Raw genomic sequence first — 12,448 nt, forward strand, 5'->3', positions numbered from 1 at the left:
GTGTTCTCCCCCGACTCCACGCGCCGGCGGGCCTCCGCCATCCGCTGCTGCCGGCGTTCCGCCGGCGTGCTCTTCTCGCTCGTGTCCCAGAAGCCCGTCATGACAACGAACTTTACGCGGGTCCCGGCGGTCGCCACCGCACCAGAACGGCCGGGTGGGGCGGACCTCACATATCCAGACCGACGTCCAGTACCGCCACGGAGTGGGTGAGTCCGCCGACGGCGAGGAAGTCGACACCGCAACGCGCGTAGTCGGCGGCGACGTCCAGACCCAGACCGCCGCTCGATTCCAGCCGGGTCCGGGGTGAGATCGCGTTGCGACGCTGGACCGCCATCTGCGTCTGCCAGACGGGGAAGTTGTCCAGCAGGACCAGGTCCACCCCCGAGGCGAGCATCTGGTCGAGCTGCTCCAGGGAATCCACCTCGACCTCGCAGGGCAGGTCCGGGAACCGCTCGCGGACGGCCGCCAGGGCGGGCAGGACCCCACCGGCGGCCACCACGTGGTTGTCCTTGACCAGGACGGCGTCCCCGAGGCCGAGCCTGTGGTTGACCCCACCACCGCACCGCACCGCGTACTTCTGCAGCAGCCGCATACCGGGCAGGGTCTTGCGGGTGTCGCGGACGGCGCATCCGGTGCCCTCGAGCCGGTCGACCCAGGCACGGGTCGCGGTCGCCACCCCGGAGAGGTGGCACACGAGGTTGAGAATGGTCCGTTCGGCGGTCAGCAGACCGCGGGTCGGCGCACTGATCTCGGCCACCACGTCGCCGGCCGACACGCGGTCCCCGTCCCGGGCGTGGAGCGTCACCGAGAAGTCGGCGCCGCCTCCGACGGAGCCGTCACCATGGGGCCCGAGCACCTCGGTGAGGACCAGTTCGATCAGCGGCAACCCCGCCACCACCCCGTCGGACCGGGTCACCAGACGGGCCGTGGCCCGGGCATCCGCGGGAACGGTGGCCAGCGAGGTGGCATCCGGGCCGTACCGGAGGTCCTCCTCGAGGGCGCGCCGGATCGCCAGGAGAGCATCGGCCCGGGTATCGGGGTCGAACAGGTCGTCGTCGTCGCCACCGGAGGCCTGCGAGGTCGCGCCGGCGGCTACCCCGCCCTCTCCCCCGCCGGTCACTCGCCGGATCCCGGGTTGCCGATCGCGATCATCCGCTCGACCGACCCCCGCGCGGCCTCGGCCGTGGCGGGGTCGACGTGGACCTCGTCCGCGCCCTCGACGAGCGCGCGCAGCAGCGCGGCCGGGGTGATCATCTTCATGTAGGGGCAGCTCGCCTGCTCGTTGACCGGCAGGAAATCGATCTCCGGGGCGGCCTTGCGCAACTGGTGGATCATCCCGATCTCGGTGGCCACCAGGACCTCGCGGGAACCCGAGGCGCGGGCAGCGTCGACCATCCCGCCCGTGGACAGGATCTTGACCTGATCGGCCGGGACCGCGCCCTCGGTGGCCAGGTGCAGCGCGCTCGTCGCGCAACCGCACTCGGGGTGGACGAAGAGCTCGGCGCCCGGGTGCGCCCGGGACTTGGTGGTGAGCTGGTCGCCGTTGATCGCGGCGTGGACGTGACACTCTCCGGCCCACACGAGAACGTTGTCGCGGCCCGTCTTACGCCGCACGTGCGCGCCGAGGAACTGATCGGGCAGGAACAGGACTTCCCGATCCGGGTCGATCGACTCGACCACGTCGACGGCGTTGGAGCTGGTGCAGCAGATGTCGGTGAGCGCCTTGACCGCGGCGGTGGTGTTGACGTAGGAGACCACCACGGCGTCGGGGTGCTCGGCCTTCCACTCCGCCAGCTGCTCGGCGGTGATGGAGTCGGCCAGCGAGCAACCCGCGGCCTCGTCGGGGATGAGGACCGTCTTGTCCGGCGAGAGGATCTTGGCGGTCTCCGCCATGAAGTGGACCCCGCAGAAGACGATGGTCGACTGTTCGGCCTCCGCGGCGATCCGCGACAGGGCCAGAGAATCCCCGACGTGGTGCGCGATGTCCTGGATGGCGGGGACCTCGTAGTTGTGCGCGAGGATCACCGCGTCGCGCTCGGCGGCGAGACGGCGGATCTCCGACGCCCACCGGGCGTCGGGCTCGACGCCGGTGTACACCGCGCCGTCGTGACGGATCCTGACGGCCAGCGGCGACTCCAGCCTGCCGACGGTGCTCTCCGGCCGCGGTGCGACCGTGGTGCCGTGTCCTGTGGCAGTACTCATCGCTGCCCCCTCCCGGGTCGGTTCTGCAGACCGGTACGTCACCGGCCTTGTTTTCGACTTACAATCGAAAACATGCCCAAGTGTAACACCGGTCACGAGGTGCTCGTCGTCGTGGGTCAGGTCCGCCGGATCGCGCACCCCCCCTCCCACGCCCTGCACGTGTTGCTGTGGCAACACACGCTGGGCCCGGCGGCCGGTCGGTGGGCGCTGCCCGGCGGCGAGGTCGGGGACGACGAGGACCTGGCCACCTCCGCCACCCGCCAGCTCGCGGAGAAGGTGGACGTGCGCTCGCTCAGCCACCTGGAATCCGTGGCGGAGTTCTCCGACCCCTCGCGGATTCCCGGTCGGCGGGTCTTCGCCTCAGGATTCCTCGGTGTCCTGCCCAGTGACGCCGACCCGGACATCCCCGACGACACCGCGTGGTTCCGGGTGGACGATCTTCCCGACACCGTCTTCGATCACGCGGAGATCGTCGCCCGCGCCCGGGCCCGCCTCGCCGCCAAGCTCTCCTACTCCACTCTGGGTTTCGCGCTCGCTCCGGAGGAGTTCACCCTCTCCACCCTGGCCCAGCACTACGCCGCCGCCCTCGGCCACCCGGTCGATCCCACGAACCTCCAGAGGATCCTCACCAGGCGGGGAGAGTTGGTGCGCTGCGGACGAAGCGCGCCGCCGGGACCCTCGGGCGGTCGGCCCGCCGCCCTGTACCGATTCGCCGAGCGCAGACTGCGGATCACCGACCAGTTCGCGACTCTCCGGCCGCCGGTCGAGGTCCTCACCGGGGCTCGCGGATGAGACTCAGTCCGGGCGGTTCGGGGACACCGACTCCGGGGGCACCCCGTCCAGACCGTCCACGTCCTCCACGCCGTCCCGCAACTCCGAGGAGTGGCTGACGTGGGCCAGCGCCGCCACGGTGAACGCGGCGATCATCGCGCCGAAGGCCAGCCACCCCGCGCCGGGCGGGAACCAGTCCCACGAGGGCCCCGTGGTCCCGTAGATCATGCGGTCGAAGAACAGTGCCCCCGCCGTGGGCGGCTGTGCCACCACCGTTCCGTACGGGGCGTTCTCCGCGGTCGGGGCCAGGAGCGCGGCCACCGGTGAGGCCGCGGCCGCGGTGACCGAGCACGTCAGCCCGGGCAGCAGCACGAGGACGAGGACGCCCCCTGGGCGACGCAACCCCGGGTGGCGGTGCCACAGGGACAGGACCGCGCACACCACCGCAGCCCCCAACAGGACGATGAGCATCAGGAGTTGACTTCCGCCGTCGGCTCCGGACTCCGGGAGCCGCAGTCCCCTCCCCCCGCCGACCGAGAGCAACTCCGAGCGGGGGGCGGCCACGACCCACACCAGCAGCGCGACGACGGCCGGTCCGACGACTCCCGCGAGGGTCCCCACGGCGCGCCACGGCGGTGAGCTCAGCATGCGCCGGACTGTACCAACGCGGGCGGGGTGAACCGTCTGTGGTGTAATCGGACCCGGTTCCACCATGCTCTGACGCGGCGCCACCACGCTTTTCGGTGTGCGCGCTCGCAGGGCCGGGGCGCCAGCACAGCCCGGACGACTCGTCAGGAAGTATCCGCCAGTGGCCACCAGCACTCCGAACCCGCCGGCTCGCCGCCGGCGCGGGAAGATGGCCTACCGGCACGACATCGACGGTCTCCGCGGCCTGGCCATCGCACTGGTCGTGGTGTTCCACATCTGGATGGGGCGCGTCTCCGGCGGCGTCGATGTGTTCCTCACCCTGTCCGGGTTCTTCTTCCTGGGATCGCTCCTGCGCGGCGCCGGCCTCCCGGGTACGCCCCTCAATCCACTTCCCCACCTGAAGCGTCTGGTCCGGCGCCTGTATCCGGCGCTCGTGGTCACCGTGGCGGCGACCGTGGTGGGGACCATCCTCATCAAACCCCCCACCCAGTGGTCGGCGATCTTCGAGCAGACCATCGCCTCGCTGTTCTACTACCAGAACTGGGAACTCGCGCTCACCTCCCAGGACTACGCGGCGGCCGACGCGACCATCTCGCCGCTGCAGCACCTGTGGTCGATGTCGGTCCAGGGCCAGTTCTACCTGGTGGCCCTGGCCGTAGTCCTGGGTCTGACCGCGGTGTGGCGGCTCGTCGTGAAGCGCGGGACGCCCACGCTAATGTTGCTCGGAGTGGTGCTCGCGGGCACCGTCGCCTCGGTCTGGTGGTCCGCGTACGGGCAGACGGTCAACCAGCCCTGGAACTACTACGACACCGGTGCCCGGATGTGGGAGCTGCTCGTCGGCGGTCTGGTGGCCATCGTGTTGGCCGGGGTGGTCCTCCCGTGGCCGCTCCGCATGCTCACCACGGCCGCCGGCCTGTTCATGGTCGTGAGCACGGGCTTCTTCTTCGACGGTGCCGCCTACTTCCCCGGCCCCCTGGCCTGGTATCCGATCGGTGGCGCGCTGCTGATCATCCTCGGCGGCAACCTCCCCGACGGTGAGCGTGCGACGCCGCGCAGGGACCCGGTCACCTGGCTGCTGTCCGGGCGGGTGTTCCGCCGGCTGGGCGACATCTCGTACTCCCTGTACCTCTGGCACTGGCCGATACTCATCCTCTGGCTGTCCTACGACCGCCAGGCCGAGATCACGCTGGTGTCGGGGCTGGTGATCACCGCCGCCTCGGTGGTGTTGGCCCTGCTGACCGAGAAGTACGTCGAGCGACCCCTGCGGATGGCCAGCCGGGCGCGGAGCCGGACCACGCCCGCGGCCCAGAAGCGCGACTCGCTCCGCAAGGGGTCCGGTCGCTCCGAGCGGGAGCAGCGGCGCTTCGTCCGGGCCACCGCCCTCGTCGTGGTGTCCGCCGTGGCCAGCCTCGGCGTCGTCGGGTGGTGGACGGCCACCTCGGCCTCCCGCTCGGCGGTGCCGTACGTCGATTCACTCACCGACCCGGACCACCCCGGGGCCCGTGCGTTCTTCGACGGCGTCCCGGTCCCCGAGAACGTCGGTTACGTCCCCTCCTTGCTGCAGGTGGGCAACGACCTGCCCATGAGCACCCTCGACGGCTGCATCTCCAACTTCGAGTCCTCGGAAGTCGAGATGTGCGTGTACGGCGACGTGACCGCACCCCGCACCATCGCACTGGTCGGCGGCTCGCATGCCGAACACTGGATCAGCGGCCTCGACGAGGTCGGCCGCCACTACGGCTTCCGGGTGGTGACGCTGCTCAAGATGGGGTGTCCGTTGACCCTCGACGCATCGGTCTCCGACAGCGACGAGTTGCTGTACGAGAGCTGCGCCGAATGGACTCCCGCCGCGCTGGCCGCCCTCGTCGGCCTGGCACCGGACTTCGTGTTCACCACCGCCACCCGGCCGGTGGGGGTCGTGGGCCCGGATGTCACGCCACGCCAGTACGTCGACCTGTGGCGGGCACTCGACCAGCAGGGCATCGGCGTGATCGCCATCCGCGACACCCCGTGGCTCAATCAGGGGCGTGGCCCGATCCGGGCCGGGGACTGCCTGGGAGACGGCGGCACCCCCGAGGAGTGCGGAATGCCCCGGGAGCGGTCCGTCGCGCCCATCAACCCGGCGGCGCTCGCCGGGGCCGGGATCGACTCGGTCCGACTCATCGACCTGACCGACGGTCTGTGCGATGCGGGGAACTGCCCCGTCGTGGTGGGCAACGTCATCGTCTACCACGACTCCCACCATCTCTCGGGGTCCTGGGTACGGTCCGCGTCGGGCGAGCTCGCCCGGCAGATGGGGCCCGCGACCGGCTGGTGGTGAGCGTCGGGGGCCCGGTACACCGGCTCGAGTCCCGATAACCACTACTGTTGGGCCTTGTGACCAACGACGACACGCAGCAGTCCGCCCCAGAGCTCATTCGTGCCTGGCCTGGTAGCGCCTTCCCCCTCGGCGCCACGTACGACGGGACCGGAACCAACTTCTCTCTGTTCTCCGAGGTGGCCGAGCGTGTCGATCTCTGCCTGATCGACAGGGACGGTCGTGAGACCTGCGTCGAACTGACCGAGGTCGACGGCCACATCTGGCACTGCTACCTCTTCGGCGTCACCCCGGGTCAGCGCTACGGCTTCCGCGTCCACGGACCGTACGAGCCGGAGCACGGGTTGCGGTGCGACCCCTCGAAACTGCTGTTGGACCCGTACGGCAAGGCCTTCGACGGCGAGTTCGACGGCCACCCGAGCCTGCACAGCTACGACCTGGACGATCCGACCAGGCGCAACACCGAGAACTCCCTCGGCCACACCATGACCACCGTCGTGATCAACCCCTACTTCGACTGGGGTAACGACCGCGCTCCCCGGCACGAGTACCACAACACGGTGATCTACGAGGCCCACGTCAAGGGCATGACCGCCACCCACCCGGACATCCCTGCCGAGATGCGCGGAACCTATGCCGGCATGACCCACCCCGCGATCATCGACTACCTCACCGACCTCGGGGTCACGGCGATCGAGCTGATGCCGGTCCATCAGTTCATGCAGGATCAGCGGCTCATCGACATGGGGCTCCGCAACTACTGGGGGTACAACAGCTTCGGGTTCCTGGCCCCGCACAACGAGTACGCGTTCGCCGAGAAGCCCGGAGACGCGGTGAGCGAGTTCAAGGCGATGGTCAAGGCGTTCCACGACGCCAACATCGAGGTGATCCTCGACGTGGTCTACAACCACACCGCCGAGGGCAACCACATGGGGCCCACGATCGGGTTCCGCGGTATCGACAACCAGGCCTACTACCGGCTCGTCGAGGGCGACGAGCAGCACTACATGGACTACACCGGCACCGGCAACACGCTCAACGTCCGGCACCCCCACTCCCTGCAGCTGATCATGGACTCGCTGCGGTACTGGGTCCTGGACATGCACGTCGACGGGTTCCGGTTCGATCTCGCCTCCGCCCTGGCCAGAGGGCTGCACGACGTGGACCGGCTGTCGTCGTTCTTCGATCTGGTCCAACAGGACCCGGTGGTCAGCCAGGTCAAGCTCATCGCGGAACCGTGGGACGTGGGCGAAGGCGGCTACCAGGTGGGCAACTTCCCGCCGTTGTGGACCGAGTGGAACGGGCAGTTCCGCGACACCGTCCGCGACTTCTGGCGGGGAGAGCCCGCCACGCTCGGGGAGTTCGCCTCCCGACTGACCGGCTCCTCGGACCTGTACGAGAACACCGGCCGCCGCCCCACCGCGTCGATCAACTTCGTCACCGCGCACGACGGGTTCACCCTCAACGACCTCGTCTCCTACAACGAGAAGCACAACGACGCCAACGGCGAGGACGGCAACGACGGAGAGAGCCACAACCGCTCCTGGAACTGCGGCGTCGAGGGCCCCACCGACGACCCGGACGTCCTGAGTCTGCGGCACAGGCAGCGACGCAACATGCTGACCACCCTCATCCTGTCGCAGGGAACGCCGATGATCGCGCACGGGGACGAGATCGCCCGCACGCAGGGCGGCAACAACAACGTCTACTGCCAGGACAACGAGATCGCCTGGATGAACTGGGAGCTCGACGAGGAGAAGGAGACCCTCCTCGAGTTCACCCGCACCCTCGTCCGACTGCGGAAGGACCATCCCGTCTTCCGTCGGCGGAGGTTCTTCGGCACAGTGCTGCGGGACGATGAGGACCCCCAGGACATCGGCTGGTTCAGTCCCGACGGCTCGGAGATGACCCACAAGGACTGGGATTCCGGCTTCGGCAAATCCCTGGCCGTCTATCTCAACGGCGAGGGCATCCACGAACCCGACGAGCGCGGCCAGCGCATCGTGGACGACTCGTTCCTGTTGCTGTTCAACGCCCACCACGAGCCCATCGAGTTCTCGTTGCTGGGGCCCGAGTACGCGCAGTCCTGGGAGGTCGTCCTGGACACGGCGGACCACCTCGAGGAGCGCAGCGGCGAGTTGGGCTCGGACGAGACGATCACGGTGGCCGATCGCGGCACGATCGTCCTGCGCAAGGTCTCCTGATCGTGGCCCACGAGGACCGGGCCGGGGCCGGAGCGCTGAGCAGGGGGGCCGCCCTGGCCAGCACCTACCGTCTCCAACTGCGGACGCCCGCCTCCGATCCGAATGGCCGGGGATTCGTCCTGGCCGACGTCGAAGACCTGGTCCCCTACCTCGCCGATCTCGGCGTGGGCTCTGTGTACCTGTCGCCGATACTCGAGGCCACCCCGGGATCGACCCACGGGTACGACGTGGTGGACCCGACCAGGGTGGCGGCGGAACTCGGCGGCATCGACGCCCTGCGGTCGCTCCGGGCCACCTGCCGGGAGCACGGCCTGGGCGTGGTGGTGGACATCGTCCCCAATCACCTGGGCGTCGACCGGCCGACGGCCAACAGATGGTGGTGGGATGCGCTGCGCCGCGGCCCCGAATCGCCGTACTTCTCGTACTTCGACTTCGACACCGAGCCCGCCAACGGAGCGGATGGCCGGATAGCGATCCCGGTGTTGGGGTCACCGGAGGACGTCGACGAGCTCGTCGTCGTCACCCCCACCGACACCGACGCCTCCGACGCCTCCGACACGGATGCAGACCCCCAGACCGAGCTGCGCTTCTACGACCATCGCTTCCCGGTGGCCCCCGGCACCGGTGGCGGGACCGCCCAGGAGGTGCACGACCGGCAGCACTACCGCCTCGTCCACTGGCGGGAGCCGCTTCTGGGCTACCGACGGTTCTTCACCGTGACCGGGCTGGCCGGGCTGCGCCAGGAGGACCCCGCGGTCTTCGACGCCACCCACGCCGAGGTGCGCCGCTGGTGCGAGGAGGACCTGGTCGACGGCATCCGGGTCGACCATCCTGACGGGCTCGCCGACCCGGTGGGGTACGCGCGGCGGCTCCGCGAGCTGGCCGGCGACGACCGCTGGCTGCTGGTGGAGAAGATTCTCGCCCCCGCCGAAGTGCTCGACCCCGCGATGCCCGTCGACGGGACGACCGGTTACGACGCCCTCCGCCTGATCGACCAGATGCTGGTGGATCCCGGCGGTCAGGCGAGGTTGACGGAGCTGGCCGCCCGGTACTGCGGTGGCCCCGGCGACGAGGAGCAGGTCCACGAGCAGTCCGCCCGTCTCAAGCGGCAGATCGTCCTCGAGGACCTCGCCCCCGAGCTGGGACGGCTGACCCGGGCGGTGCGGCGTGACGCCGCTGTCGGCCGGGACGCGGGCGAGGTGACGAGTGGCGACGACGACGAGGAGGCGCAGCTCCGCGAGGCGCTGGTCTCGGTGATCGCGCACACGCCCGTCTACCGCGCCGACTACCCGGTCCTGCGAGGGACCCTCCCCGGGATCCTGGAGGGCCTTCACCGCGATCGCCCCGAGCTGGGCCCGGCCCTGGGCCTCGTCGCCGGGGCCCTGGCCCGGGCCGCGGAGGCCTCGGTCCGGTTGGCGCAGGTGACCGGAGCGGCCACCGCCAAGGCCGAGGAGGACCGGCTGTTCTACCGACTCGGACGGCTGGTCTCCCTCAACGAGGTCGGCGGCTCGCCGGGCCGGATGGGTCTGCCGGTCGACGCGTTCCATCTGGCGATGGCCGAGCGTGCCCGCGCGACCCCGCTGGCCATGACGGCGCTGAGCACCCATGACACCAAGCGCGGAGAGGACGTCCGCGCCCGGATCTCGGTGCTCTCGCAGCTGCCGGATGAATGGGCGCACCTGGTCTCCGAGGTCTTCCGGAGCTTCCCCCCTCCCGCCGAGGACGCGGGGTACTTCCTCCTCCAGGTGATCGTGGGGGTGTGGCCGGCCGGCGACGACCTGGATGGTCACGAGCTCCCCGACGACCTGCGGCCCCGCCTACACGACTACGCCGAGAAGGCCTTACGTGAGGCGGCCGTGCACACCACCTGGACCAGTCAGGACGGCGATTTCGAGTCCGCCGCCCACGGGTGGATCGACACACTGCTCGACTCGGGTGGCGCGCTGCTCACCCCGTTCGTCGAGCGGATCGCCCCCGCGGGACGGGACAACTCGCTGATCGCCAAGACGACACAGCTGCTGTCGCCCGGTGTTCCCGACGTCTACCAGGGCACGGAGGTGTGGGAGGACTCGCTCGTCGACCCGGATAACCGCCGGTTCGTGGACTATGAGCCCCTACGGTCCGGCGCGGTGGCCCGCGGCGGGCACCCCAAGTTCGCGCTGGTGCGTGAGGTGCTGCGGTTCCGGCGCTCGCACCCGGCGAGCATGGCGACCGGCCCGCACCTCGCGTTGCCGGTACAGGGCCCCTCCTCCGGGGACGTGGTGGCGTTCGCCAGGATCGTTGACGGGCACGCGGCGATCGGCATGATCGCCAGACGGCGGACCGCGGTGCTCGGGGCCGACGACTTCCGCGGCACCGAGGTCGTGCTCCCTGAGGGCACCTGGGTGGTGCGCCCGGGCGGCCCGGTGATCTCGAGCCGGGTGGACGTCGGCGACCTACTGGTCGAGTCACCGGTCGTGCTGATCGTCCGCGAAGACGGCTGACCGCGCAGGGGTCTACCCACGGTCCTGGAGGCGGTCGGTCTACCCACGGCCCTGGAGGCGGTCGGTCTACCCACGGCCCTGGAGGCGGTCGGTCTCGCGACGCTCTCGCTTGGTCGGTCGCCCCGTTCCCCTGTCGCGCCGCGGCTGTGACGCCAGCACCTCTCTCGGCGGCGGCGGGGGCGAGTGGTCGATATAGCAGGTCGCGGCGACCGGCGCGCCCACCCTCTTGTTGACCGTCCGCACGACCTCGAGGACGCGGATCCGGCCGAGCGTCCCCGTCACCTGGACACGATCCCCGGGCACGACCGCCTTCGACGGCTGCACCGCCTCGCCGTTGACCTTGACGTGCCCGCCCCGGCAGGCGGCCGCCGCCTTCGTCCGCGACGGGAAGAGCCGCACCGACCACGTCCACGCGTCCACCCGCACTGCCATACGGGGAGGATAGCGATACAGCGGCGGCCAGCGGTTCGCACCCGGTCCGCCCCTCGGACCGCGATCCACCCTCGTAGCTCGGGGGGCGACTCGTGAGTGGATGGGCGGATCATCCACAGCGGTGAGGTGTGGCGTCAGGGGAGGTCGGCTACCGGGTTCATCCTCATGCTGCCGCCGCGAGCAGCACGCGCCGGATCCGTTCGGCCAGCAACCACGGCCTCTCCAGATCTGCCCACCGCCAGTGGATGACCCGATATCCGAGGGCGACGAGCTCGGCGTCGCGATCCTTCTCCCGCGCGAGTCGACGTCTCACCTCCCTGAGATCGTGTCCGTCGAAGTACTTCCCGAACCCATCGCACTCGCCGATCACCCCGTGTTCGCGCCAGAAGAAGTCGACGCGGGCGACACGATTTCCGTGTGTGTCGATGATGTCCTCCTGGATCACCGGCGTCGGCAGGCAGTGATCGGAGAAGGTCAACCTGCTCAGTGTCTCGGCAACGCTCTCGCTCCGACCGTCCATCAGCGTCATCGCCACCCGAGCCTTCTTGAGCCCGCTTCTGCCCGCCGCCCGGTCCAGGGCGACGTGCAGTGACTCAGCAGTGGCCAACTCGCCGTAGACAGCTGCATCGGCCACCGCGACACTTGTATCCCGCCCACAGGCTCTTCCGATGTCGACCACCGTCCGATCTGGCGAAGTGACCTGAAGTCCGCCGACGGTCACGATCTCGTCTGCCTCGACCGGAGACACGTCGTGTCTCGTCAGCCTCGTGTTACGCGATCGCTGGGCGTGGCCGTTGCGGGACACCGACACCTGCCGAAGCGGCAGTCCCCATGAGGGGAGCCCCAGCACAAGTGCAGCAGACCAGTGGGTGAACACCGGTGCCACAAGACATCTGTCCGCCGCGAGGACCATGAGGAGGTGTCGATCGTCCCGGCTGAGTTCTCGGGCGGCCGCGTCGACGTAGAACCCCGGTCTCAGACGGATCATCGCGCCGGTGGACACCGCTCTGCTGAGAGCCTGGGCGCTGGCACCCCGAGCTATCAGGTCGTGGGTGGTCAAGAGGCGTGAACGCAGTTCTTCGATTCCGGTCATGCATTGATGCTGTGCCACGGTTCTGCGTCGACCCGTCGAATCCGGTAGGCGCCCGATGACGGTGTGGACGGACACAGCGGGCTGGAATCGCCGCCGTTCGCCCCTTTCTGTGCGCTCACCACCAGGTTTCGCCTGCGGGACGGGGCGCCGCCTCGGAGCAATGGACGATCACGTGCCGCACGACCCCGTGGTTACACGATGCACCCCGAGCGTTGCATTCTGCCCCCGGAACTACGGGGGCGAATCACACCCAGAGGGGCGGATCGCGGCGAGGGGCGGCGTGAGGGCGCGGCGGGCG

General features: G+C 69.8%; 9 protein-coding genes. 4 read left to right on the forward strand and 5 right to left on the reverse strand.

Going from position 1 to position 12,448, the window contains the following annotated elements; all coding sequences use genetic code 11:
• Positions 1–166 precede the first annotated feature (166 nt).
• Entirely contained in the window at positions 167–1,048 is an 882-nt protein-coding gene (nadC, locus tag IY392_RS06255) for a carboxylating nicotinate-nucleotide diphosphorylase (RefSeq protein ID WP_182612712.1), read from the reverse strand.
• 68 nt (positions 1,049–1,116) lie between these two features.
• Positions 1,117–2,202 carry a quinolinate synthase NadA gene (nadA, locus tag IY392_RS06260; protein ID WP_107756243.1) on the reverse strand — a complete coding sequence of 362 codons (1,086 nt, stop codon included), beginning with the start codon at positions 2,200–2,202 and terminating at the stop codon, positions 1,117–1,119.
• Positions 2,203–2,274: 72 nt separating this feature from the next.
• Here nadA and IY392_RS06265 point away from each other — a divergent pair, with 72 nt between their 5' ends.
• Positions 2,275–2,994 carry an NUDIX domain-containing protein gene (locus IY392_RS06265; RefSeq protein WP_107756242.1) on the forward strand — a complete coding sequence of 240 codons (720 nt, stop codon included), beginning with the start codon at positions 2,275–2,277 and terminating at the stop codon, positions 2,992–2,994.
• 3 nt (positions 2,995–2,997) lie between these two features.
• Here the strand turns inward: IY392_RS06265 and IY392_RS06270 are convergent, their stop codons facing one another.
• Positions 2,998–3,621 (reverse strand): hypothetical protein, encoded by a 624-nt coding sequence (locus tag IY392_RS06270; RefSeq protein WP_228549093.1) that lies wholly within the window; start codon positions 3,619–3,621, stop codon positions 2,998–3,000.
• A gap of 160 nt (positions 3,622–3,781) precedes the next feature.
• Between IY392_RS06270 and IY392_RS06275 the strand changes: the two genes are divergently transcribed.
• The 3 genes from IY392_RS06275 to treY are packed head-to-tail and all read left to right on the forward strand — an operon-like array spanning position 3,782 to position 10,625.
• On the forward strand, positions 3,782–5,941 hold the full coding sequence (locus IY392_RS06275; RefSeq protein WP_107756241.1) for an acyltransferase family protein: 2,160 nt from the start codon (positions 3,782–3,784) through the stop codon (positions 5,939–5,941).
• 56 nt (positions 5,942–5,997) lie between these two features.
• Complete coding sequence (gene glgX, locus IY392_RS06280) at positions 5,998–8,142, forward strand: glycogen debranching protein GlgX (RefSeq protein ID WP_107756240.1); 2,145 nt, start codon at positions 5,998–6,000, stop codon at positions 8,140–8,142.
• A 2-nt stretch (positions 8,143–8,144) separates the two neighbouring features.
• Positions 8,145–10,625 (forward strand): malto-oligosyltrehalose synthase, encoded by a 2,481-nt coding sequence (gene treY / locus IY392_RS06285; RefSeq protein WP_194860780.1) that lies wholly within the window; start codon positions 8,145–8,147, stop codon positions 10,623–10,625.
• A 66-nt stretch (positions 10,626–10,691) separates the two neighbouring features.
• Here the strand turns inward: treY and IY392_RS06290 are convergent, their stop codons facing one another.
• Positions 10,692–11,057: an RNA-binding S4 domain-containing protein gene (locus tag IY392_RS06290; protein ID WP_107756239.1), complete on the reverse strand. Its 366-nt coding sequence runs from the start codon at positions 11,055–11,057 to the stop codon at positions 10,692–10,694.
• A 163-nt stretch (positions 11,058–11,220) separates the two neighbouring features.
• Entirely contained in the window at positions 11,221–12,117 is an 897-nt protein-coding gene (locus IY392_RS06295) for a type IV toxin-antitoxin system AbiEi family antitoxin domain-containing protein (RefSeq protein ID WP_255542029.1), read from the reverse strand.
• Positions 12,118–12,448 lie beyond the last annotated feature (331 nt).

Source organism: Dietzia sp. SYD-A1 (genome assembly GCF_015356725.1).
GTDB lineage: Bacteria > Actinomycetota > Actinomycetes > Mycobacteriales > Mycobacteriaceae > Dietzia.